The organism is Sulfitobacter sp. F26204 (genome assembly GCF_026410305.1).
In the GTDB taxonomy this organism is placed as follows: Bacteria; Pseudomonadota; Alphaproteobacteria; order Rhodobacterales; family Rhodobacteraceae; genus Sulfitobacter.
In genome coordinates, this window is sequence record NZ_JAPMLQ010000005.1 from 229,202 (window position 1) to 251,628 (window position 22,427).

Sequence of the window (22,427 nt, forward strand, 5' to 3'; positions counted from 1 at the left end):
CCAACAAGTCCCGGCATTAGTTCTCCGCCCCTTCGGATGCCGGTGTTACAAAATCTTGTTTCGGGCGATCATCCTCTGGCATATCACCCGTCACCAAATAGACAGTCTGCTCTGCTATACCGGTTGCATGATCACCTACCCGCTCGATGTTCTTGGCGATGAAGTGAAGGTGCATTCCGACTGTGATATTGCGGTGATCTTCCATCATATGTGTCAGAAGCGACCGAAACAGCGTGTTGTAAATTTGGTCAGCTTCTACATCCCTTGCGATAATCTCACGGGCTTTCTCAACATCGCGCTGAATAAATGCCTCAAGTGCATCCTTGATCATCGTTTCGGCAAACTTGGACATTCTCCCCAAGGCAGCCGGCGTTCCGTTGATTTCGCAGCCGCCCGCCATCGCAATGGTTCGTTTGGCAATATTCTTGGCATAGTCTCCGCATCTTTCCAGATGTGAACTGATCTCCATAACCGATAATACGAAACGCAGATCACCCGCAGTTGGCGCACGCAAAGCAAGTAGTTTGGCCGTGTCGATTTTCACTTTCTGGTCAAGAGCGTCAATGGCACGGTCGCCGGCACGCACCTTTTCGGCCAGGTTCGTATCTTCCGAAATCAACGCAGTTGCAGCGTCGGAAAGGGAGATGCGCACCAGCCCTCCCATTTTGATCATCGCACCCTGAATCACATCAAGGTCGCGGTCAAAGGCTGTCAAAATATGTTTTTCATTCATGGATCAATTCCTCAACCGATCTTGCCAGTGATATAGCTTTCTGTACGGCCATCTTGAGGGTTGGTGAAAATCTGGTCGGTATCGTTGAATTCAACCAGACTACCGAGATGGAAAAAAGCCGTCTTCTGGCTAACGCGCGCGGCCTGCTGCATGGAGTGGGTCACAATCACCACGGAATAGGTTTGGCGAAGCTCATCAATCAGTTCTTCAACCTGCGCTGTTGCAATAGGATCAAGTGCCGAACAGGGTTCATCCATCAACAATACTTCCGGTTCAGTCGCAATCGCACGGGCGATACAAAGACGCTGTTGCTGACCACCGGAGAGTCCAGTTCCAGGTTGGTTCAGTCGGTCTTTGACTTCGTTCCAGATCGCCCCGCGTCGAAGCGATTTCTCGACAATCTCGTCAAGGTCCGTTTTGGAGTGCGCCAATCCGTGAATACGCGGGCCATAGGCAATATTGTCATAGATCGATTTCGGGAATGGATTTGGCTTTTGAAATACCATGCCCACCTGCGCACGCAATTGTACCGGATCGACCGATTTATGGTTAATATCTCGGCCATCCAATTCGATCCTTCCCGCTACGCGGCAGATGTCGATCGTGTCATTCATCCGGTTCAAGCAGCGCAAGAATGTCGATTTGCCACAGCCAGAGGGCCCGATAAAGGCTGTCACCGTTTTGTCAGCTATATCAACATCGACGTTCTTGATTGCATGGGTATCGCCGTAGTGAACGTTCACTTCCCTTGCTGTGATTTTCGCAGCGGTCTTCGTTACGTCCGGTTCTATTTTTCGCATATCATTCATTTCTGTTTCCTTGGTTTCGGCGCTCACCACTTGCGTTCAAATTTCTGTCTTAGATAGATTGCGACTGCATTCATCATGACGAGAAAACCGAGCAGCACGAGGATCGCTGCCGAGGTCCGCGAGACAAAGCCCCGTTCAGGACTATCCGCCCAGATGAAAATCTGGGTTGGAAGCGCGGTTGCACTATCGAACGGGCTGCTGGCGGCGGAAGTAATAAAGGCATTCATGCCGATGAGCAGAAGCGGCGCGGTTTCTCCCAGTGCTTGTGCAAGTCCGATGATTGTCCCTGTCAGAATACCGGGCATCGCAAGTGGCAGAACATGTTGGAACACCACCTGCTGTCGTGATGCTCCCAGCCCCAATGCCGCCTCCCGGATCGAAGGTGGTACAGCCTTGAGTGCGGTGCGGGTGGCAATGATGATTGTCGGCATCGTCATTAGTGCAAGTGTCAAACCACCTACAAAGGGCGCGGAACGCGGCAATCCGAACCATCCGATAAAGACCGCAAGCGCGAGCAAGCCGAAAACGACAGAGGGCACCGCAGCCAGGTTGTTGATGTTTACCTCGATGAAATCGCTCAGTTTGTTCTTTGGGGCAAACTCTTCAAGGTAGATCGCAGAACCTATGCCCAGCGGAAAGGCAATCAGAAAGCAGACCAACAAAGCCCAGAAAGATCCCACAAGCGCGCCCTTTAGGCCGGCGAGTTCCGGGAAACGTGAATCGGCGTTGACAAACAGGCCAAGGTTGAACGGTTTGGTTATCGCACCCTGTGCTTTCAGTTCATCAAACCACGCGATCTCTCTGTTCTTGACACGGCGAAGCGCCTCTGGCGTGTCGCGGTCGATCAACCCCTTGTTCAATTGGTCGAAAGTATCCGCTACCGGCACTTTCAGGGTTATGGTCTGACCGATTAATGAAGGATCCGCCACAACCAGATCACGCAGTTGGAACTGTGCACCATTGGACAGAACACCTTCGACAGCGCGCGCCGTATCCCGGTCAGACATGTCAGCGTTTTCCAAAAGTTTGCCAAGAGAAACAACGAGGGCATCGTCAAATCCTCCGCGCGGCAGTCGCGCAGCGGATATTTCTGCTGGGTCCACAAAAACCTCAAAGGTCAGATGTGTTTGTGAAAAAGCTTGCCATCCCGTTGAGACAAGAGAGGAAATTAGAATGAAAAGCGTGATGAAAGCGATGGATATTGCACCAAGACCAATCCATTGCAGCAGCGCTTGTTTGCGGCGCCGCCGCTTCAAGGTCGCGGCAACCCGTTTCAGCGATCTGCTGCAGGGGGTCACGTCACCAATCGTCATATCGGTCATTACAGATACCTCAATCGTAGGCTTCGCGGTATTTGCGCACGACGCGCAAAGCGAAAATGTTGATCATCAGAGTGACAAGAAACAGCATCATGCCGAGGGCAAATGCCGCGAGGGTTTTCGGATTGTCGAAGGAAGTGTCGCCGATCAGAAGTGTAACAATCTGAACTGTAACCGTCGTCACGCTATCCAATGGATTGATTGTCATCTTTGCGATCAGTCCCGCCGCCATCACGACGATCATTGTCTCGCCAATTGCACGGCTGACAGCCAGCAATACACCACCGACAATCCCAGGCAAGGCCGCCGGGAACAGAACTGTCGTCATCATTTCACCACGCGTTGCGCCAAGAGCAAGAGCGCCGTCACGAAGTGATTGCGGCACGGCCGACAACGCATCATCGGCAAATGATGAAATAAAGGGAATGAGCATCACACCCATTACACCACCCGCGGCGAGCGCAGTATTGGGCGCGACATCCAAACCGATTGATTGGCCAAAACTACGCATGGCAGGCGCGACCACCAGAATTGCAAAAAAGCCATAAACAATCGTTGGCACACCCGCGAGTATTTCAAGCATCGGCTTCACGAAAGAACGCATCTTTTTGGGGGCAAATTCATTAAGGTAAATCGCCGAAAACAGCCCGACAGGCACCGCAACCAAAAGGGCAATAACCGTAATCACCAGTGTTCCCAGAAAGACAGGAAGCCAGCCGAACGCCCCCTCTGCGGCAATCTGGTCTTCGCGCAGGGGAATTTGTGGCTCCCAGTTTGTTCCGAACAAAAATTCCGAAAGCGGCACTGCATCCAGAAAACGAATGGTTTCGTAGGTCAGGGAAACCACGATGCCAATGGTCGTAAAAACCGCAATCGTCGAGCACAAGATCATCAACCCCGATACAATGCCTTCAACGCCCTGACGCGCACGAAAATCATGTGAAACCCGCGACCTCGCAAACAACAACAAAACAAGGGCGAGTGCAGCAACCACCCCAATCAAAAGCCGATCCGCCGTGTTGCTGATCTCAAGAAAACGGCCCGCCGCATCGATTTTCCATGGCTCAGGGGTTCCAAATATACGCCCGCTCGCTACGGATTTGATTTCGGCCAGGACCAGTTGGACACCTCCGACATCCCGGCCAACAAGCGCAAGATCAGGCAAACCATTCATGATGATACTGTCGGTCACAGGGCCCTTAAACACCAACCATAGCAGTATCAACGTCAGGACAGGGACGAGGATCAAGAGGGCCGAGAACATACCATGATAGGAAATCATGGAGTGCATTTTGATACCGTTATCACGGATTGCCTTGGCAGCCAGTCGGTTAATCATGTAGCCACTCAGGACTGCAGCAATGAGTAGGATAAATGGTAGCGTGGTCATATGCCTGTTCTTTCAAGGGATTTACCCGGGGTCCGCAAGGACCCCGGGCCGTCCAGTATGAGAAGGGACATTATTCCGGAGGCGTCATCGCAGTTGCGTTCAAAACAGTGTCTTGAAGCTTCATCCGCCGTTTTTCTTCGAGGGCAACAAGCCCACGTTCCGCCAAATACCCACCAGCTTCCAATGCGTCATCCGACATATACTCTTCGATAAATTCATTGAGGTTGGGAATAACGCCGCGATGGGCATTCTTGACATAGAAATACAAGGGACGCGAAACGGGGTAGGATTTGTCAGCAATTGTTTCCATCTTCGGCTCTACACCTTCGATCATCACACCCTTCAACTTGTCCAGGTTTTCATAGAGGAAGGAATAGCCGAAGATACCCAGCGCGTTTGCATCCGCTTCGAGGCGCTGAACAATCAAGTTGTCGTTCTCACCTGCTTCAACAAACGGCCCGTCTGTGCGCATCCGCGAACAGTTTTCTTTAACCCAATCACTTTCGAAACCGGATGACCGTACAAATTCGAGATGTTCACAACCTGCATGCATGGCCAGCTCAACCCATGCATCGCGGGTCCCTGAAGTTGGCGGCGGCCCGTAGGCAAGGATTTCAACCGCTGGCAGATCTGGGTTGATTTCATTCCACATCTTGTAGGGGTTATCAGCCCACTTGCCGTCAACCGGAACCTGGGCTGCCAGTCCAAGATAAATCTCGGACAACGTCAGATCCCATGCAAATTCATTCTGCCGCGAAATGGCCATGGACAATCCGTCAAAACCGATCAGAGCTTCGGTGATTTCTGTCACACCGTTGGTCTGGCACAATTCGTATTCCGAAGGTTTCATGGCTCGAGAGGCACCCGTCAGATCAGGATGCTGTTCGCCGATGCCGCCGCAAAAAATCTTCATGCCTCCGCCGGTCCCGGTAGATTCAACAATCGGGGACGGCGCACCGGTATTGTTGGCGAATTGTTCAGCAACGGCTTGTGTATATGGAAAAACGGTGGACGATCCTACAATCCGGATTTCGTCACGGGCGGCAGCCATAGATGCGGATACGGCAATAAGGGCCAGTGCCGAAACGGCATAGTTGCGAATGGACATGATATCTCCTGATTAACTGATTGGGCCGTAACTGCTGGCCACTGCGGTCGGACTACCGAGATTCTGTGACGGTTGTGCAAAGGTTTTGTTACGGTTTTGTTACGCGTCGATTGACCCGATACCCGTGTCTTTCCACCGCATAGGTTTGATATGAGATTGTGGCTGACGGGCATGACATGTCGTGCCACAGAGCAGACACGCCCTTCACCAACCCGGAGATGTTTTCAGGAAACAGAGAAATTGACGAAGGATCAGACAAGCTCTCTCGCCCAAGGCGCAGCATACATTACGCATTCATGCGTGTTTCAAAAGGTCGGCACAGGAACCATGTAAGGGACCAGATCTCTGGCGCCACTCTGGATCGCCTCAAGGACCAGATCTCAGATCAGATCATACATCCGCAAAAAGGTTTGTTGCGCCGCGTTTTGCCAGATATTCGGCCTGACTTGCCGGTCCTGCACTACCGATCACGGCACGATAGGCATCATAGCTTTCGACAATGCGCCGTCCCATATCGTCGTCTTTGGCGACACTTGCCGTCACTTCAAAGGAAACCCGTGCCAGTTCAGCCCAGACATCCTCTGGTAGTTTGGTTGGCTTGGTCCCGAACTCTTTTAGCAACTGAACAAGCGAAAGGCCATTGTTTCCGTAAAAATCAGCGGTTTGATAAGTCAATTCTGCATCGACAATTCCAGAAATCATGGCTTTGTCCGCGGCGGAAAGACTGTTCCAGAAATCGAGGTTAAAGCCAACGGAAGCCATTGTGCCCGGTTCATGGAAGCCGGGATAAATATAGGTCGTCAGTAATTTCTGGAACCCAAATTGCAGATCATTGTAAGGGCCGACCCATTCAGTCGCATCAATCGTACCATCAAAAAGCGCATCGACGATTCCACCGCCAGGCAATGAAACCGCGGAAGCACCCAGTTCGGTGATCACCTGCGCACCAAGGCCCGGCATCCGCATTCTCAAGCCTTTGAAATCATCGATGCTTTTGATTTCCTTATTGAACCAGCCACCCATTTGAACGCCGGTGCCGCCCACCGCCATCGATTTGACACCAAAGCCGGCGTTCAATTCATCCCAAAGTTCCTGTCCGCCACCAAATCGCAGCCAGGCCGCCTGTTCTACGGAAGTCAACCCAAGCGGAACGGTCGCAAAGAAGTTCAATCCACGGTGTTTTGCCTGAAAGTAATATTCAGCCGAGTGGTACATTTCGATTTCACCTGCCCCGGCAGCATCGTGGACACCTAGTGGTGGAACAAGCTGCCCTGCGGTATGAATTTCGACGTTCAGACGACCATTGCTGCCCGAAGTGATCCCCGCTGCTACCCTTCCCGCACTCTCCGCAAGCCCCCCGAGATTTGGCGGCCAGGACGTTGCCATCCGGATTGTCCGACTGCCCCCCTGCGAAAGGGCAGGTGCCGCGAGGGCAACCCCACCGGTCAGCGCCGCGCCTCCCGCCAACAGCGCCCGGCGCCGTGAAATCCTGTCGATATGAGTTGGTTTGTTCAATCTGGTTTTAAGTTCTGATTTATGGGTCACTGCGAAAGCGCCTCCTTGCGGCCCAGAAAATAGGCGGTTTCACCGATTGCGCTCCAGCCTGCGACATCGTTAATGAAATAAAGATAGGCATCAGCAGCATCAGCGGCCAGATCACCCGCATCAAACATTTTCGACAGAATGGCATTGGCCCCAGCAATTTGAGCATCCCAAACATCTTGGGCTGTCTCATGTTCAATAATGACCGATGCATTTTCGTTGAGTGCCAAGACGTTGTTGTGCAGGGCCAATGCACGTTGTGTGCCATGTTCAGCCATAATGCAGCGTTCAATCAGGAACTGGTCTGCTTCCGGCAAAGCCGTCCAACGTGACAGATTGATACCGACACCAAGCGTCGCAGATGGCCGGCCTGCATTTGGCGTTGTCATGTGAGGAAAGCTGGATAGCAAACCGGATGCCGCCATCTGGGATGGAGTGAAGCCATCAAAAGCCACCAGATTTTTGAAATCCAGCCCTGACATGACATCAACAACATCGCCGATACCCAGTTCATTTAACAGTTGGAGGCCTAGACCTGTTGAACCGACAGGCCCGGAAGATAGATCGGCCAAACCATTAATAGGCTCTCGGGACCAAAGAGGCATCGCCCCGTCGTCCCCGGCAGAGAAGCTCTTGATACCGAATTCCTCACCCAGCGCGTCCCACATCATCCGCCCGTCGGCGACCATGATCCAACTTTCCAACTCGCTTGCGCTCATGCCGCCCGGCATTGATGAAAACAGGCCAAAAGCCGGGTTGCGCGCGACAAATGCGTCTTGCGAGGTCAGAAACAAATCAGCTTCGCCCGACGCAACACTGTCCAGAAATCCAGGGGCTGCTTCGGTCCCTGCGGCCTTAACTTCAAAGATGATCCGCCCGTCAGACATTGCCGCCATACGTGCAGCCAATGTTGTCGCAGCCGCTGCACGATCGGTAACCAACGAAAATGACAAGCTGTCCTGGGCCACAGCAGGGACCGCCGCGACAGTAGTAACACCCAAACCTGAGCCCAAAAATGTTCTGCGTTTCATATCACGTCATTCCTTAGCTGCGTGTAGAACTGTGTTGGGTGGTTCAATACGCGAATTGTTTTTGACTGGCCGGGCCGTTTTCTCATCCGCAATAATTCACCGAATCCAGATTTCAACGCGTCGGTTGCTTTCACGTCCTTTGGAAGAGTCGTTACATCCAACCGGCGCAAGTGGGCCATAAGCTGATATTGTAATGCGCTCGGCCAATTCGGTTCCTCCGGGCGCGGCAACCAGTGCATCACGCACACTTGTCGCCCGCAACATGGCAAGTCGTTCATTCAAATCAAAACGCCCGACATCGTCAGAAAAACCAATTACAAGAATATCCCGGTTTCTTACGTCAGCATTATTCAGGTAGCTAACCATACGCTCGACATCAGCTTGCGATTTTGTGTCAAGGTCTGAAGAAGCAGAACTGAAACGGAAGGTTGTCGACAGCCTGTCCGCCGCCCCCAGATCACGGGCAAAGTTCTTCAACAACGCCAGCGTTTCAGTGGTGTCCGCCGACAAAAGCGCCGATGCCATCCGCGTGCCTTGCAGACTGACTGGCTGCGTCACGATTTTCTGACCAACATAGCCCGTTGCCTCAATCAGGGATTGCCCATCGGGTGACGACATATAGTCAAGAAAATCGGCCTTGAACGGTGTTTGGCTGTCTTCCGCAGTATAAGCGTAGACACGTAGGCTCAAGGGATATTCCTCGGCCTTGATGGCAAAGTCACTCGCATAGGCCAGCGGGCCGCAAGATTGACGGATGGGCAGCACCTCGGCACTGCCGCGCCCTGATAGGCTGGTAACTGTGATTGCAGCCAGGTCAGCAGCCACGTCAGCAGCGGCCTGGGTTTCACTCTCGGACCTCTCAACATTACTGCGTAGACGGACGCGATTAGGCTCGAGAACCAGTTCGGAGAAAGCCTGATCCAGATGGGACCCTGCGGCCGGCAGCACCATACGAATTGCGGCGTCTGGACCACCCAGCTCTGACCAGTTCTTGATCCTGCCCGCTGCGATCTGCGCCAGCGCATCAAGCGATACAGAACGAATTGGATTGTCCGGGTGCACAACGGGCACCAAGGCATCCAGCGCAATAACGCGTTCACGTTCGCCGTCGCGTAAATCAACCTGACCGGCTGCGACCTTTTGCTCGGCAATTGCGTCCGGGACGCGGCTCGTTGACAGGTACATGTCAATGGTACCATCGCTTAACTGCGTAAATCCCGCATCGAAAGGCTGGATAGATACATCGACACTGCCTGCGTTATCCTCGGTTGATTTATCCTTCAGATCGATATGAACACCGGTATCACCGCCATCAGAGGTTGATGTCCCCGAAAGGTTCCGGGTGCCAACAAACCCGTCAATCAAATCGCGCAATAGTCCGGAGGCGTCGATTTCGTTCGTTGAAATCGCAAGTTCGAGTTCCTTTGCGACGTCCGGGCATGCCTGCCCCGTGCAGACAGTCCAGGCGCGTGAAAGACGCAATTCACCAATGCTTGTCGACAACACATAAGTTTCATCGTCAAATGACATCAGTTCACCAGCAATGGATGTCACGCCATCTGGACTGGAAATCGTGACCTGATCTGCCAAAACTGCAGAGGGCATCAGCGTCAATAAAAACGCCAGGACCATATTTTGTTTCAATAGGTTCATTCGAAGAAATCCATTTCTAGTGAGGCAAAATGTCGAGCGCGGGAACCCGTAAAGATCGAAGCTTTGGTATGGTTCCGGTTTTGATGTGTTTCAACATCTGCCATGAAGAAGCGTGTTGAGCCGCTTGCACGGGAGCGACTGCCAGATCTATATCGTCAGGGAAATCGTTCACAACGCGCTTTGCATCAGCTCTGTAAGAATTGCGTGGCCATCAAACGAACCATCCGGCCGTCGTGCGGTTTCATCATAAGGTATCATGCCGTCCGCAGCGGCAACTTCCAAAAGTCGCACCACCCGCTCTTGATCCTTGGCATGATCCGGAAAGACAACCAACGTTTTGCCGGTCAAGGCATCCGGAATTTCGCTTAGAACATAATTTCCGGTCTTCGCAATATTCGTGAGTTGGTTGACGCCTTGAATAGCCATCGCCAGCGTTTGAAAGCGGGCTTTGTCTGCCACCATTTTCTGTGGGATTGGTTCAGGCTTTGCGGCCTGTTGGACAAGCGTATCCAGGGTTTTACTGTCCGTAGGCGTCAGCGGCCTTAGCGCAGCGGAGGATTGATCCGCCACAAGAGGTGCAACTGTTGTCAGCTCTATGTTTGCACTGCGCGTGACAATTTCATTTTGATTATTCTGATTGGCCAGTTGCAGCTCTTCAATGGTTTGGGCGAGCTGGGCAAGCTGCCCCTGCTGCATCTTCCATTGCAAATAACCGAATGTCAGACTGATCCCGACAACGAAGGCCCCACAACCAACAGCAAATATCTGAAATAGACCCATTTGTCGCGTTCGTGGTCTGCCATATATATCGGTCGAACCCATCATTTTTCAGTTCTCATTTTGTCGTTCCTGGCCTCGGTCAAGTTAGCCCCGCGTAATGCAGAAATCGGGGTAGGATTTTGGGAAAATAAACTGGTCAAGTAGTTGAACATTGATGCCGCGTCGCATTTCGTTTGCGATCAATTGTAGCGATCATGTACAACAAGACGACACGCATCGACTGCGTGTTCATGGCATCTCCCCCCCAAAGACAACCACACATGGTCTTGGCTCTGCGATTCGCAAATTAACTACATGTAGTATGTGCGCCCAGAATTAAGCATAGGAAAGTTTGTCGGTCAAAGCTAAAATGCCCTTTCACAACCGCCCATTCGGATTCTTTTTTCCCAGGTAGAGAGTGGCGCTTTGCCGAGAGGCATATCTATGATTTCCCATGCAATCTATTCTGAAGAATTAGCGTCTTTTATTCAGTCTCATTAAGCCTGACCGCGAGAGAAGTTGGGCCACGGAATACAAAACCGCGAAACTCCACAGGCTGTGTGGAATCAACGGTCATGCACGGGAAACGGTCAAACAGAAGCGGCAGCAGTGCCTTGCTGACCAGAAGGCGATACATGTCAGCCCCCAGACAACGGTGCGTGCCTGCGCCAAAAGTATGGTTGGCAATGGGTTGACGGCCGATGTCGAATACATGCGGATCCTGCCAATAATCTTCGTCATAATTGGCAGAACCCTGGATCACCATAACGGTTTCACCGGCGGGCAAGGTAACACCGCGCAGCGCCATATCTCGGGCAACGATACGCGGGCTTGCTTGGATTGGTGCGCACCAGCGCAGACCCTCTTCACAGGCCAGGTCCCAGCGCCCGGATTCAATGCAATAACGCAATTGATCCGGATTCTGCAAAAGTCCGAGAATTGTGGTCAAAATCGCATCGCGGCTTTCGATAACTGCGCCGCCGATGCAAATCTTCATATTGGTACGTATCTGACTCAGCGAAAGCGGCTCGGGCGCATTGGCCATTATGGAAAGAACCGAAGGATTGGGGTGTTCCTGGTGGTGTTCAATCATGCGATCCATGCAAAGATTCATTTCAGCATTGGCATGATCACTGGTCGCAAAGACAGCAGGATCAAAGCCTGCGTTCATCGCGCCGGTGATCAGCGCGCCTGCCCATTCGAACAACTGATCTTTGCTGTTGGGTTCGATCCCCAATACCTTTTGCAGATACAGCGCCGACAACGGTGCGGCCAGGTGGTGAAACAGATCAACAGAGCCTTCCGCCGGAAGCGAAGAAACAATGGATACTGCAATGGATTGAAACATGGCCTGCCATGTCGCGCACATGTGCCGGGCATGAAATGTGGCGGTCATGGCCTCGCGTTCCCGGATATGCGCGGCTCCGTCCTTGCGCATCAAGGTGTGCCCGCCAAAGGCACGTTGCATGGCCGTTTTTTCATCGGAAGAATGGAAATGGCGGGTGTCTGTCTTGGCCAGATAGACATCATCGGCCTTGGTCAGAACAATGCGGTTAATCGCACCGATACGCACCACAGGTGTATCCTGCCGCAGGCGTTTGTAAACGGCGGCAGGATCTCTGTCCAACATGTCAATTGTTATGTCTGAATTGACTGGAACCTCACGTTCCACCTGGGGGTTTATGCTCACCCGTCCGCTCCTGTTTCTGGCCGCTTTCTGGAGAAAGGTCGCTGCCAATCACATCGCCTGAATGTTGATTTCAACTGTCGTATTCAGAGAATTGGATACAGTGCAAATCGCCTTGGCCTGTTTCAGGATGTTGAGTGCCTGCACCTCCTCGTCGACCAGATTCCCAATTATGGTAATCTCGGCCTTTTCGATACGGCCGGGCAATTCAGTGGATTTAATGCCAACAACCCTGACTTGAAATGGGTTTAACTGCGCTTTGCTCTGGTTTGCGGCCCATTCCACGGAACGCACGATACAGGACCCCAGCGAAGCGATCATCGTGTCTACCGGTGTGCCACCAGGTGGGTGGGGGCTGGTATCGTTCACGTCGCCATAGGCGTATTGCAATTCTGGACTGCCGTCAAAAAGCACAAAAACAGGTCCGAAACTTTTGGGTTTGACTTTCAAAGCCATAAATTCAGGTTCCTTTTCAGAACAAAAGGTTGGGAAGGAAGAGTGCGAGAACCGGAAACACCGTCAAAAGCAGGATCGCGAACAAGTGTATCAGCCAATAGGGAACCGTCGCGATGGCAACACGACCAAGGCTTACCTCGTTGTTGGTCAATGTCGTCAACACCGACAGATTAAGACCCACAGGAGGCGTGATCTGTCCGATTTCGATGACGATCGTGATGATGACCCCGATCCAGATCGGATCAAACCCGAGGCCTGTCAGCAGCGGAAACACAACAGGCAGGGTCATGATCATCAGTGACAGACCATCAAAAAAGCAACCCAGTATCAGATAGAATAGCACCACGACCAACAGCACACTATAGGTGGTCATCCCGCTTTCAGCGACAATCTGGAGAATTTGCTGTGGCACGCCCAGAATACTGGTCGATTTGGCAAGGATCGTTGCACCCAGAACCAGAAAGCCGACGGCAGCAAACAGCAGAACTGATTGATAAACCGCCTCAACAAGCTTTGCCAATGTCAGATCGCCCCAGACTGATGAGACAAATATCGCCAGCACGACGCCAACGGCCGCAGATTCAGTTGGGGTTGCGATACCTGCTACGATACTGCCAATTACAGCAAAGATCAGAGCCAGTAAGGGCCAGATCTGTTTGAATCTGGCCAAGGCCTGCCATAGCGAAACCGGATTGTCATCACGTGGTGCAATGGCCGGATTGCGTACACTTTTGACAAAAAGGTAGCCCATGAACATCAATCCAACCAGAAATCCGGGGATGATACCCGCAGCGAACAGGCGTCCAATGGAAGTTTCCGTAAGGGCACCGTAGATCAAGAAAGAAAGGCTTGGCGGGATGAGCAGACCCAAGGTGCCGCCGCCTGCGATACTGCCAACAATCGTATCCTTGTCATATCCACGTTTTGACATCTCGGGATAGGCGACAGAGCCGACAGTTGCGGCCGTTGACAGGCTGGACCCGCTGACGGCCCCGAACAACGTACAGACGGCAATATTCGTATGCAGCAAGCCACCGGGGATACGACGAAAGAGCGGAGAGAAAGCGGAGTAGGCCTTTTCACTAATACCGCTGCGCAGCAGAATTTCACCCAGCAGGATGAACATCGGTACCGCACTCAGGGTGAATGAATTGAACACACTCCAAATGGCGTCCACGGCCAATGAGGTAGCGCCGTTTGAAAAAAAGTGAAGGATCACAAGCCCGGTAAGGCCAAGTGCAGCCCCAAGTGCCACACCGGTACCGGCGGTCGCAAGGATACCGCCAATGAGAACAGTCCAGAAACTCATCAGGAAACCTCGCCCGTATTTTTTTGTTCTTTGCCTGCCGCACTGGCGTCGACGCGATCAATAATACCCAGGAGTCGCGCCACATAAATCAGCGCCGTCAGCGCAAGAGAGATCGGCATCGCTGCCATCCATGGATAGAGCAGGATGCGAACTGTTTCAGTCTTTAGATTGCGTTTGAAAGCAAATTCGAACCATGGGATCGTTTCCACGATCAGCCAGACGAAAAACGCGATGCCAACCAGCAGAGCGGCAATCTGCATGATAATGTCTACCTTGCCTTTGCACAAATCCGCCAACAGCGAAACCCGCACATGTTTGGCTCGCAAAGTTACCATCGGCAATCCCAGGAACAGCGAAACGCTAAGCAAAAGCCCTACGACCTCTTCAGTGATGTGTAGAGGCGTATTTGCGAACTTGCGCATCAATACGCTGGTCACAATGACGCCAACGATGGCAACCATACCCAAGGCAGAAGCTACGGCGCATGCAAGGGCCAGGCGGTCCAGCCCTTGCGCGATCAGATTTTTTAATGCTCGTGCCATCTTAGGAAACGATACCCGAAACAGCACGGCGGCCTTCACGGAATGCTGGCGCTTTGCCTTGGGCGGTCAAGTGTTTCACAATCCGTATCATCATCGGATCAGCGGCCCAACGCGGTGAGAACGCGTTCACGATAGGCCGGTGCGTTGCCACCAGCTTCTTCTGCGAGCATTTTCCAGGTTTCGGTCACCGACGAAACAAAGAGGTCGCGGTCTTCCTGAGAAAAGTCTTCGCCCCAGACCACCCCTTGTTCGCTCAACTTCTCGCGTGCTTCCAATTCACGTTTGAAATCGTCCTCATACTGGTTCGTACGATCCCACAAATCCGCGGCGGCTTTAGTGATCGTTTCTTTGGTGGCCTCGTCCGTCGCCTCCCATTTTTCGGTGGACACACCGATCACGTAGGGACCCGATGCCATCGGGTAAAGGAAAGAAGCATATTTGGCCACTTCCTGCAACGAAACGGTATGTGCATAGAGCGCCGGATAAAGGGCACAATCCACGACACCGGTCTTCATCGCCACATACATTTCTTCCTGCGGAATAATCTGTGCTGCGACACCAAGACGTGTGAAGGTTTCAACCTGATCGCGCGCCCAGACACGCAACTTCTTGGACTTCAGATCCTCAATTGTGCGTACAGGCTCTTCCCGGCAGAATACAGAAACCGACAACATCGGGATGGCAACATAGCCAACCGAAGAAACACCCCAATCAGCGAATTCCTCTTCGTAGATTTCGCGAACTGTCGGGATTGCCTTTTCGAATTCTTCGATTGATCCGATGGTTCCCTGGACAACCACGGAACTCAGCGCCGGTGCATCACGACCCAGATAGTTGGCCCACATTAGGCTCATCTCAACTGCACCCTTGGGCAGGAAACGCAATGTGTCTGTATTTGGCAAACCCAGTGACCCACCACTGTAAATCGTAAGTTTGTCTTCGCCGCTTAGTCCGGCGTTAACTTCATCCACGAATTTTTCCAGTTCTGCGGATTCCGGCCGCGTGGCCGGCAAAAAGTTATTAAAGCGCCATTCTTCTGAAGCCGCAGAAGTTGCGACCATGCCCAAAGCGGTTGCGCCAAAGGCAAGTGTTTGGATGAGTTTTTTCATTTTAGATCCTCCTTTGATGAGGTTACAAGCAAGATGAGCAATTATTTCACCTAAAATTTAGACTATTCGTGAAATAGCTGAGTATTTGACCACAACGTCAAGGTCTTTGTGGTAGATTTTTGCACTTTTTCGAAGACTGCCAAAAAATTCGACCAGTCAGCTTTGGCTTTTCACCAACCTGTGGTAGAATACCAGAATCGCGAATTTTTTGCTCCGATTCTAATCATCGATGCCCTGGCTGCTGTTCATGACAAATCTGTCCAGTTTCATGCTGCAAAAGCGACAATTGCAATAACGCGCAATGCCCCCCGTGCTTTCGAGATCTGAAATGCTGACACTCCTTGCACACACCAAATGGTCTTGCACCGTGAAGGTCGGCAGCAGTGGCCAAAAGTGATCTCAGTGTTTCGGCTAGATCCGGCAAGGTATCTCCCGGTAATTCTTCAAGCGATCTGCCCAAAAGCGAAGGCGCATTCAACTGAACGAGCCCCGCATCGGTTACCTGATAGCTGATTGAACGCTTGTCAGAGCCGCTCGCTTCTTCTCTCACCAGACCTTTACGCATCAACGCCTTAAGGGTTTGCGATGCCGTACCTCTAGTAGTGCCCAGAAAATCAGCCACTTGAGAAGGCGAACGCGAAAACCTGTTTGCCCGTGCCAAATACTCTAGCGCGGTTCGCTGCGCCGGGTTGAGGTCCTGCGTCCACCCCCCGGCCGCTTCGAGGCGTGCGAGGCGCGTGATGAGCGCACGAATTTGATCTCTTGTATCCATGTCTACTTGATAGCGACTCAAAATGAGCATTGCAATAATAGCGACTCACTACTAAACAGGACGGGCAATCTGACAAAGGACAAGCCCATGATTAAGAAAACCCTTTCAACTGTCGCCTTTTCCCTCATCGCGACAACCGCATTTGCCGACGGAAATCATGCAGACCACGCGATCAACCAGGATGGTGCGGTCCTCTCTGATGCGAACGAAGCCGCTGTAGCGGCCTTCGATATTTTGGCAGCCCATGCACATCGCAACGGAAATCAAGTCACCTTCCATATGACAACAAACGGCATTGCTGGCGCCGAAACACCCGACCCGGCAGGTGCATTGGGGGGCGCACCCGTGCAATCCTATGTTTGGCCGACTTCACTGGATCCCGCCGCCGTAGGCTTTGAAGGCAAAACAGGCATTCTTGCCCTCGCCGCAACCAGCCACCCGGATTTTGATGACACTCCGCTTGTCGATGAAAATCGTGATGGAGACCCAACCAACGACGGTCTTATCTGGCACAGTCATTGGGTCGTACTCACTCCGACTGAAGCTTGCGGCGCAGGTGCGCTGGCCGTGCGTGATATTCCCGAAGGGGAAACACCGCGCATGCCCGCGACATGGCCAGGGCTGCCCATCTTTCTTGATAGCCCCGGCTTTACGCCATTGTTTGACGGCCCCGAAATCAAGGTTACTGTCGGTTTTTCCAGCGATGTCGCTTTGGAGAACATCAGCTATGACGGCGTGACTGCCGCGTTGCGGGTCAACGCCAACATCCACGCACCGCTTTTGTGTGTCACGGATGTCTTTGATGTCGCGTCCGGTGACTTGAGCCTGCCAGGCAAACTCAACTAAGCTCAAATAGGTGTCGCGCAACTGCGCGGCACCACCGCCATGAAAGGAAACACCATGTCAGAATCTTGGCTCCCAAGCCTCCTCACTGCAACACCCGAAGAAGGTTTCGCTCTGGCCGTCAAATTGTCACGTGTCGCTGTCAAATTGACCCAGCCGGATGCAACGACACGCGATGAATTGCGCAAGGTTTATGAAAAAGACGCCAATGCTTTGATCGCGGTCTCCGCCGTGACTGCAACCCATTTCCAAACAGTGGCAGCAGCCAATAATTATTGGAGAGATACATGAACACATCTACCGATGTTGCGCCCGACCTTCAGGTTTCGGGGTGGCTGAACACCGACAAAGACCTGACGCTTGCCGATCTGCGCGGGAAAGTCGTCGTGATCGAAGCCTTTCAGATGCTGTGCCCGGGCTGCGTCATTCACGGCATACCGCTGGCACAAACGATTCAACGCACATTTTCACCTGAAAATGTTGCGGTCATCGGATTACACACCGTATTTGAACACCATGACGCCATGGGGCCCATATCACTGCGGGCGTTCCTGCACGAATATCGGATCACTTTTCCAGTTGCCATTGATGCGGCCGGTCCAACGGATATTCCTTTGACGATGGCAACCTACGGGATGCGTGGCACGCCCAGCTTGCTGATCATCGACTCAAAGGGCAAATTGCGCGCCCATCACTATGGCGAGGTTTCCCCCATGCAGATCGGTGCGGAGATCGCCACATTGATCGCACAAGGCAATGCTGTCGAAAAATCCGGGCATGACAAAACATCAGACGCTGGATGCACACCAGCAGGTTGCACGATATAAAACGAATTGGCGAACAGAACGGACCGCAAAAGCCAAAACTCATGGCAGGTGCAGCGGTCTGTTTTCCAATATGGTCTCCATAGCGAACAACCCCGTGACCGTTTCGAGGTCCAACTTTGATGTAAGTTGCTGATAGACCTTGTCATATCCAGACATCGAGTTCGTGACGACCTTGATAAGGTAATCCCAATCCCCACCGATACGATGGACATCGACAATCTCTGGAATGGTCGCAACATGGGTGCGGAAATGACGCATCCAGGTTTCATTGTGCTGCCGCGTACGGATCATCACAAATACGGTCAGCTCCAAACCAACCTTTTTCGCGTTCAGCTTGGCGGAATAACCTTCGATCACGCCAACTTCGCGCAGACGTTTAACTCGTCGCCAGCAGGCGTTCTGCGAAAGGCCGACTTCAGCCGCAACATCGCGTTGGGACAGAGACCCATCGCGCTGCAACACGCTTAAGATTTTCCGGTCCAATGTATCAACTTCAATCATATGACCCAAAATATACGCCCAAAAGGCAAAAACAAGTGAAAAAATTGATCCGCACGAGGGTACATTACCAAAAAACGCGAAAGGCCCTATCCGTGACTGCAACAGACCAGCAAAACCTATTCGTTCAATTCCGCGAAACCCTGATGTCCGATGACATTGTGGGCGACCTTGCGAACGGTTTGATCGGCCATCACACAACAGTTGACGGCCCATTTGGGAAAAAACCTCTTATTTATGCCGATTATGTCGCCTCGGGGCGGGCATTGCGCCAAATAGAGGATTTTGTCCTGACCGAACTGCTGCCCTATTATGCAAACAGCCACACGGAGGCATCCTATGTCGGTGGCATCATGACTCGGTTGCGGCGACAGGCACGTGATGTGATCCGTGAACAGGTCAACGCTACGGGCGAGCACGCTGTTATCTTTACAGGTTCCGGGGCGACTGCGGGTATTAACCGAATCGTCCATTTGATTGGATTGAAAGAGATGGTCGCAGCAGGGCAATCACCCGTGGTTTTGATCGGCCCATATGAACATCATTCCAATATCCTTCCCTGGCGTGAAAGCGGGGCAGAAGTGATCGAGGTGCAAGAAGCTGCAGAGGGCGGCCCCTGTATGCGGACCCTTGCTGCGACATTGGCCAAAGTAAAAGATCGACCAGTAATCGGGGCCTTTTCGGCAGCATCGAATGTGACGGGCATCGTCACCGATATTGCCGCTGTCACCCGCATGCTCAAGGCTGCCGGTGCACTGGCAATCTGGGACTACGCCGGTGGAGCGCCCTATCTTCCGATCGACCTTTGTCCTGCAGACGATGCCTTGATCGATGCCGTTGTGATCTCACCCCACAAGTTTGTTGGCGGCCCTCAAAGTACGGGCGTTCTTATCCTGCGGCATGGCGTCATCAAGGCCAAGACCCCTTCGTTGTCGGGCGGCGGAACCGTACGTTTTGTATCGCCCACAGCGCATGATTATTCCAACAATGTCGAAGCGCGTGAAGAAGCAGGCACACCCAATGTCATTGGAGACCTGCGGGCAGCATTGTGCTTTATCGTCAAAGACGTCATCACTCAGGAATACATCGATCGTCGCAACCGCGAAAACCTGGCCAAGGGAATGAAGGCCTGGGCCGCGCATCCAAACATCGAAATCCTTGGCAATACCGAATGTGAACGGCTTCCGATCTTTTCGTTCCGACTGCGTGATGGCAAGGGCGGCTTCGTTCATCAGCAACTGGCAACACGTCTGCTTTCTGACTGTTACGGCATTCAGGCGCGGGGTGGTTGTGCCTGTGCCGGCCCCTATGTGCACCGCGTTCTCGGAATTGACCAAAACACCTCGGATGCAATGCGCAACGAAATCCTTTCTGGCAATGAAATCGAAAAGCCCGGATTCATACGCCTGAACTTCAGTTTCCTTGCCTCGGATGAGCAAGTCGATGCGATAATCTCTTCGGTTCTGGAGCTTGCCGACTCTGCAGTCGAACAGGCGCTTGCTTATACATGCGATCCGGCCACTGCGATCTTCCGTCCCTCGGAAAGCCTGAATTCGGATGCCTCTGACCAGTTCACCAATGCACGTTGAACGAGGTGCCTCAGGATGACCCCTAGCAACCCATTGAGCCTGGACCGTGATTTAGAAACCATTCGTGGATTGTATCCTGTTACGCAGAACAGCACTTATTTGTTAAACGCCGCACAATCGCCCCTGAACCTGCGCAGCCGTGCGGCGCTTGACCAATATCTGGATTGGGCATCCACCGAAACCGATGCGCGCCCCGAAGTACGCGAACCCTTGCGCCGTTTGCTCTCAGGATTGTTGGGGGGACGACCTAATGATTATGCCATAACCACCAGCACCGGCACAGGCATCAGCACAGTTGCTGCGGGGATGTCTTGGCAAGCTGGCGACAACGTGGTCTTGCCAGCAGGCGAGCATTGGAACAGCACATTTCCATGGTTCAATCTCTCCACGCAGGGCGTTGAAACCCGAACCGTGCCACCCGCAGCGGATAACCGCGTTTCACCAGAAGCCATGGCAGCGCAAGTAGATGATCGAACGCGTGTCATTTCCGTTACTGCGGTCCGTTTTGACACAGGGTTTCGCGCCGATCTCAGGGAATTTGCCAAATTGGCACAGGCCCACGATGCCCTATTGGTTGTAGACGGCACGCAATGTGCGGGCGCGAACGTCATGAATGTCATCGACGACGGCATTGATGTGTTATGTTGCGGCGGATTCAAATGGTTGATGGGATTGGCAGGCACCGGGTTCATGTACGTCAACCAACGTGCACAAGACCGGATAGCACCGGTATCGCCGGGGATGTTTGCAGCCAAACACAGCTTTACCGAGCTGGATTTTCACCAAGATGCGCGTCGCTATGAAACTGGAACCATCGCCTATACGCTGATGCATGGTTGGGCAGCGGGGCTCGCGTTGCTTGCTGAAATAGGTATCGACAACATCGCCACGCGCAACCGTGCATTGACCGATCGGATCATAACGGGGCTGAAGGACACCAAACAGCGCATTCTCACTCCCGTTGCCCACCCTCAAGAGCGCTCTGCGATCGTGGCGTTCACCGCCGGTGACGATGGTGCGAACAAAGCAATCTTTGACACTTTGCAAAAGGCCAATGTGCAGCTTTCGTTACGCCACGGATCCTTGCGTGTCAGCCCCAATTTCTTCAACACCGAAACCGAGATTGACCGCTTCCTGAACGCGCTCTAGTTGCCCTTCGCTGCCATTGCGATACAGGCGAAACCAACACGCGCCTGTGTTGGCACACCGAACCTTGCAGTATGGCGCGCTGGCAACCCGTTGGGAAAGTGTTTTATATATTCGGCATTCAACGCATGATAATCGGCGGGATCGGTAATCAGCATGGTCACCTGAACGACATGGTCGATGTCACTGCCCGCTTGCTCCAGCAGCGTCTTGATATAGGTAAGAGCGTTGCGCACTTCCTCGGCTGGTGTATCTCCCCGATAGATCCCGGCATCCGGGTTATGAGGCGCACTATGCCCCGAAACATAAACCATCCCACCAGCCTTGCAAACACGGCTGAAAGGTCTGGGGTCACCCTGCCCCGGTTTTTCAATGAATTCCGGTTTTTCCAACTGCATATCCTATCTGACTAAAACACTACTCTCCTAGCCACAGTAAGCGTCCAGACTCAGGCTGTCACGATCCAACGCATGAGCGAACATTCTGGCACGCCACGCGCATCGGGTTGATCAACAACTCTGTACAAATCATGATGCCCTGATTGAAGGTACATTCGACTTGCGATGGTTTACTCTGCATCTCATTTTCTCGCCTTGTAAATTTGACAGAGTTATTTCAATTATTTTACCATGCGTTAAAATAGGAATAGGAATTTTACATGGAGTTTACCGTATGAGCCGGGAAGACAACCCCAAGGGCAGTTCGGACACGAAGCCGCGGATCGACACAATGGAGCAATTGTCGGCTGCTATCGGAGTCTCGCGGCCCACCCTTTCGCGCTACTTTCAAAACCCCGAACTTGTCAGCCGCACCTCACGGGCACGCATCCAACAAGGCCTTGATCAGGTTGAATACGTTCCGAATTTCTTTGCCACCCGCATGAACCGGAAATCGACCGGGATGATTGGTGTGATCATTCCTTATCTGAACGACCTGTTCTTCACCCGTCTGCTAGAAGCCATTGAACGGGCCGCGATGGAAGCAGGCTACACCGTCATGACGCAATGCTCTCACTCTGACCCGGCGATCGAAGCCCGCGCTGCCGAAACCTTCATGGCAATGAATGTCGATGGTGCATTGGTGGCACCTCTGGGCAATCACAGTGATCTGAATGTGCATGAACGTCTCCGTTCACGGCTGCCCTTTGTACTTGTGGATTCACGGCCCCAAACCATGTCTACGGTTGACTTTATTGGCACCAACCACGTTCAAAGCACAGGTTTGATTACTGAATACTTGGCAAGAGTCGGCGGACCACCTGTATTTCTGGCAATGCCGCGGGTCAATTTTAACGCGATGGAACGG

The 22,427-nt window shown here is 52.7% G+C and carries 23 protein-coding genes; 6 read left to right on the forward strand and 17 right to left on the reverse strand.

What is annotated here, in order from left to right; all coding sequences use genetic code 11:
- Window positions 1-16 precede the first annotated feature (16 nt).
- The 15 genes from phoU to OS190_RS14045 all read right to left on the reverse strand — a co-directional run bounded on the left by phoU (window position 17) and on the right by OS190_RS14045 (window position 16,249).
- On the reverse strand, window positions 17-733 hold the full coding sequence (gene phoU, locus OS190_RS13975; protein ID WP_267159335.1) for a phosphate signaling complex protein PhoU: 717 nt from the start codon (window positions 731-733) through the stop codon (window positions 17-19).
- An 11-nt stretch (window positions 734-744) separates the two neighbouring features.
- The gene (gene pstB / locus OS190_RS13980) at window positions 745-1,542 is read right to left on the reverse strand and encodes a phosphate ABC transporter ATP-binding protein PstB (RefSeq protein ID WP_267159336.1); all 798 of its coding nucleotides are present in this window, start codon (window positions 1,540-1,542) and stop codon (window positions 745-747) included.
- Between the two features lie 23 nt (window positions 1,543-1,565).
- The gene (pstA, locus tag OS190_RS13985) at window positions 1,566-2,864 is read right to left on the reverse strand and encodes a phosphate ABC transporter permease PstA (RefSeq protein WP_267159337.1); all 1,299 of its coding nucleotides are present in this window, start codon (window positions 2,862-2,864) and stop codon (window positions 1,566-1,568) included.
- 10 nt (window positions 2,865-2,874) lie between these two features.
- On the reverse strand, window positions 2,875-4,251 hold the full coding sequence (gene pstC, locus OS190_RS13990; protein ID WP_267159338.1) for a phosphate ABC transporter permease subunit PstC: 1,377 nt from the start codon (window positions 4,249-4,251) through the stop codon (window positions 2,875-2,877).
- A 70-nt stretch (window positions 4,252-4,321) separates the two neighbouring features.
- Window positions 4,322-5,359, reverse strand: a complete 1,038-nt coding sequence (locus OS190_RS13995; RefSeq protein ID WP_267159339.1) for a PstS family phosphate ABC transporter substrate-binding protein — start codon at window positions 5,357-5,359, stop codon at window positions 4,322-4,324.
- Window positions 5,360-5,749: 390 nt separating this feature from the next.
- Window positions 5,750-6,904 carry a TRAP transporter substrate-binding protein gene (locus OS190_RS14000; RefSeq protein ID WP_267159340.1) on the reverse strand — a complete coding sequence of 385 codons (1,155 nt, stop codon included), beginning with the start codon at window positions 6,902-6,904 and terminating at the stop codon, window positions 5,750-5,752.
- The gene (locus OS190_RS14005; RefSeq protein ID WP_267159341.1) at window positions 6,901-7,932 is read right to left on the reverse strand and encodes a type 2 periplasmic-binding domain-containing protein; all 1,032 of its coding nucleotides are present in this window, start codon (window positions 7,930-7,932) and stop codon (window positions 6,901-6,903) included. Before OS190_RS14005 ends, OS190_RS14000 begins: the two co-directional genes overlap by 4 nt.
- Window positions 7,933-8,028: 96 nt before the next feature.
- Window positions 8,029-9,585, reverse strand: coding sequence for a phosphate ABC transporter substrate-binding/OmpA family protein (locus OS190_RS14010; protein WP_267159342.1), 1,557 nt, complete (start codon window positions 9,583-9,585; stop codon window positions 8,029-8,031).
- Window positions 9,586-9,753: 168 nt separating this feature from the next.
- Window positions 9,754-10,410, reverse strand: a complete 657-nt coding sequence (locus OS190_RS14015; protein ID WP_267159343.1) for a hypothetical protein — start codon at window positions 10,408-10,410, stop codon at window positions 9,754-9,756.
- Window positions 10,411-10,828: 418 nt separating this feature from the next.
- Window positions 10,829-12,034 carry a cytochrome P450 gene (locus tag OS190_RS14020; protein WP_267159344.1) on the reverse strand — a complete coding sequence of 402 codons (1,206 nt, stop codon included), beginning with the start codon at window positions 12,032-12,034 and terminating at the stop codon, window positions 10,829-10,831.
- A gap of 48 nt (window positions 12,035-12,082) precedes the next feature.
- Window positions 12,083-12,487 (reverse strand): OsmC family protein, encoded by a 405-nt coding sequence (locus tag OS190_RS14025; protein ID WP_267159345.1) that lies wholly within the window; start codon window positions 12,485-12,487, stop codon window positions 12,083-12,085.
- A 16-nt stretch (window positions 12,488-12,503) separates the two neighbouring features.
- Window positions 12,504-13,796 carry a TRAP transporter large permease gene (locus tag OS190_RS14030; protein WP_267159346.1) on the reverse strand — a complete coding sequence of 431 codons (1,293 nt, stop codon included), beginning with the start codon at window positions 13,794-13,796 and terminating at the stop codon, window positions 12,504-12,506.
- On the reverse strand, window positions 13,796-14,338 hold the full coding sequence (locus OS190_RS14035) for a TRAP transporter small permease (RefSeq protein ID WP_267159347.1): 543 nt from the start codon (window positions 14,336-14,338) through the stop codon (window positions 13,796-13,798). Before OS190_RS14035 ends, OS190_RS14030 begins: the two co-directional genes overlap by 1 nt.
- A 98-nt stretch (window positions 14,339-14,436) precedes the next feature.
- Window positions 14,437-15,447 (reverse strand): TRAP transporter substrate-binding protein DctP, encoded by a 1,011-nt coding sequence (gene dctP, locus OS190_RS14040; protein WP_267159348.1) that lies wholly within the window; start codon window positions 15,445-15,447, stop codon window positions 14,437-14,439.
- Window positions 15,448-15,670: 223 nt separating this feature from the next.
- Entirely contained in the window at window positions 15,671-16,249 is a 579-nt protein-coding gene (locus OS190_RS14045; RefSeq protein ID WP_323370717.1) for a MarR family winged helix-turn-helix transcriptional regulator, read from the reverse strand.
- Between the two features lie 57 nt (window positions 16,250-16,306).
- On the opposite strand from OS190_RS14045, the gene OS190_RS14050 reads away from it, so the two are divergent.
- Genes OS190_RS14050 through OS190_RS14060 form a run of 3 tightly spaced genes read left to right on the forward strand, consistent with a single transcriptional unit; the run spans window position 16,307 to window position 17,889 of the window.
- Window positions 16,307-17,065: a hypothetical protein gene (locus OS190_RS14050; protein WP_267159350.1), complete on the forward strand. Its 759-nt coding sequence runs from the start codon at window positions 16,307-16,309 to the stop codon at window positions 17,063-17,065.
- Window positions 17,066-17,119: 54 nt separating this feature from the next.
- The gene (locus OS190_RS14055) at window positions 17,120-17,353 is read left to right on the forward strand and encodes a hexameric tyrosine-coordinated heme protein (protein ID WP_267159351.1); all 234 of its coding nucleotides are present in this window, start codon (window positions 17,120-17,122) and stop codon (window positions 17,351-17,353) included.
- Window positions 17,350-17,889 carry a redoxin domain-containing protein gene (locus tag OS190_RS14060; protein ID WP_267159352.1) on the forward strand — a complete coding sequence of 180 codons (540 nt, stop codon included), beginning with the start codon at window positions 17,350-17,352 and terminating at the stop codon, window positions 17,887-17,889. The genes OS190_RS14055 and OS190_RS14060 overlap by 4 nt, the downstream gene beginning before the upstream one ends.
- A 39-nt stretch (window positions 17,890-17,928) precedes the next feature.
- Here OS190_RS14060 and OS190_RS14065 read toward each other — a convergent pair whose 3' ends face one another.
- Window positions 17,929-18,390, reverse strand: a complete 462-nt coding sequence (locus OS190_RS14065) for an Lrp/AsnC family transcriptional regulator (RefSeq protein WP_267159361.1) — start codon at window positions 18,388-18,390, stop codon at window positions 17,929-17,931.
- A gap of 143 nt (window positions 18,391-18,533) precedes the next feature.
- Here OS190_RS14065 and OS190_RS14070 point away from each other — a divergent pair, with 143 nt between their 5' ends.
- The gene (locus OS190_RS14070; protein WP_416237411.1) at window positions 18,534-19,976 is read left to right on the forward strand and encodes an aminotransferase class V-fold PLP-dependent enzyme; all 1,443 of its coding nucleotides are present in this window, start codon (window positions 18,534-18,536) and stop codon (window positions 19,974-19,976) included.
- Window positions 19,977-19,991: 15 nt separating this feature from the next.
- A complete protein-coding gene (locus OS190_RS14075) occupies window positions 19,992-21,125 on the forward strand; it encodes an aminotransferase class V-fold PLP-dependent enzyme (protein ID WP_267159354.1) in 1,134 nt (377 codons plus the stop codon).
- Here the strand turns inward: OS190_RS14075 and OS190_RS14080 are convergent.
- Complete coding sequence (locus OS190_RS14080; protein ID WP_267159355.1) at window positions 21,122-21,520, reverse strand: RidA family protein; 399 nt, start codon at window positions 21,518-21,520, stop codon at window positions 21,122-21,124. The two genes, OS190_RS14075 and OS190_RS14080, sit on opposite strands and share 4 nt — an antisense overlap.
- Before the next feature lie 274 nt (window positions 21,521-21,794).
- Here OS190_RS14080 and OS190_RS14085 point away from each other — a divergent pair.
- On the forward strand, window positions 21,795-22,427 hold a 633-nt coding region (locus tag OS190_RS14085), incomplete at its 3' end, for a LacI family DNA-binding transcriptional regulator (RefSeq protein ID WP_267159356.1).

What these genes read in the sequence shown, in the direction of transcription:
- OS190_RS14055 (WP_267159351.1), top strand. Translation starts at nt 17,120, where the DNA reads ATGTCAGAATCTTGGCTCCCAAGCCTCCTCACTGCAACACCCGAAGAA.
- OS190_RS14015 (WP_267159343.1), bottom strand. Translation starts at nt 10,410, where the DNA reads ATGATGGGTTCGACCGATATATATGGCAGACCACGAACGCGACAAATG.
- OS190_RS13995 (WP_267159339.1), bottom strand. Translation starts at nt 5,359, where the DNA reads ATGTCCATTCGCAACTATGCCGTTTCGGCACTGGCCCTTATTGCCGTA.
- OS190_RS14030 (WP_267159346.1), bottom strand. Translation starts at nt 13,796, where the DNA reads ATGAGTTTCTGGACTGTTCTCATTGGCGGTATCCTTGCGACCGCCGGT.
- OS190_RS14050 (WP_267159350.1), top strand. Translation starts at nt 16,307, where the DNA reads ATGATTAAGAAAACCCTTTCAACTGTCGCCTTTTCCCTCATCGCGACA.
- pstA (WP_267159337.1), bottom strand. Translation starts at nt 2,864, where the DNA reads ATGACCGATATGACGATTGGTGACGTGACCCCCTGCAGCAGATCGCTG.
- OS190_RS14005 (WP_267159341.1), bottom strand. Translation starts at nt 7,932, where the DNA reads ATGAAACGCAGAACATTTTTGGGCTCAGGTTTGGGTGTTACTACTGTC.
- OS190_RS14060 (WP_267159352.1), top strand. Translation starts at nt 17,350, where the DNA reads ATGAACACATCTACCGATGTTGCGCCCGACCTTCAGGTTTCGGGGTGG.
- OS190_RS14035 (WP_267159347.1), bottom strand. Translation starts at nt 14,338, where the DNA reads ATGGCACGAGCATTAAAAAATCTGATCGCGCAAGGGCTGGACCGCCTG.
- OS190_RS14075 (WP_267159354.1), top strand. Translation starts at nt 19,992, where the DNA reads ATGACCCCTAGCAACCCATTGAGCCTGGACCGTGATTTAGAAACCATT.
- phoU (WP_267159335.1), bottom strand. Translation starts at nt 733, where the DNA reads ATGAATGAAAAACATATTTTGACAGCCTTTGACCGCGACCTTGATGTG.
- OS190_RS14025 (WP_267159345.1), bottom strand. Translation starts at nt 12,487, where the DNA reads ATGGCTTTGAAAGTCAAACCCAAAAGTTTCGGACCTGTTTTTGTGCTT.
- OS190_RS14065 (WP_267159361.1), bottom strand. Translation starts at nt 18,390, where the DNA reads ATGATTGAAGTTGATACATTGGACCGGAAAATCTTAAGCGTGTTGCAG.
- dctP (WP_267159348.1), bottom strand. Translation starts at nt 15,447, where the DNA reads ATGAAAAAACTCATCCAAACACTTGCCTTTGGCGCAACCGCTTTGGGC.
- pstC (WP_267159338.1), bottom strand. Translation starts at nt 4,251, where the DNA reads ATGACCACGCTACCATTTATCCTACTCATTGCTGCAGTCCTGAGTGGC.
- OS190_RS14080 (WP_267159355.1), bottom strand. Translation starts at nt 21,520, where the DNA reads ATGCAGTTGGAAAAACCGGAATTCATTGAAAAACCGGGGCAGGGTGAC.
- pstB (WP_267159336.1), bottom strand. Translation starts at nt 1,542, where the DNA reads ATGAATGATATGCGAAAAATAGAACCGGACGTAACGAAGACCGCTGCG.
- OS190_RS14010 (WP_267159342.1), bottom strand. Translation starts at nt 9,585, where the DNA reads ATGAACCTATTGAAACAAAATATGGTCCTGGCGTTTTTATTGACGCTG.
- OS190_RS14045 (WP_323370717.1), bottom strand. Translation starts at nt 16,249, where the DNA reads ATGCTCATTTTGAGTCGCTATCAAGTAGACATGGATACAAGAGATCAA.
- OS190_RS14070 (WP_416237411.1), top strand. Translation starts at nt 18,534, where the DNA reads ATGTCCGATGACATTGTGGGCGACCTTGCGAACGGTTTGATCGGCCAT.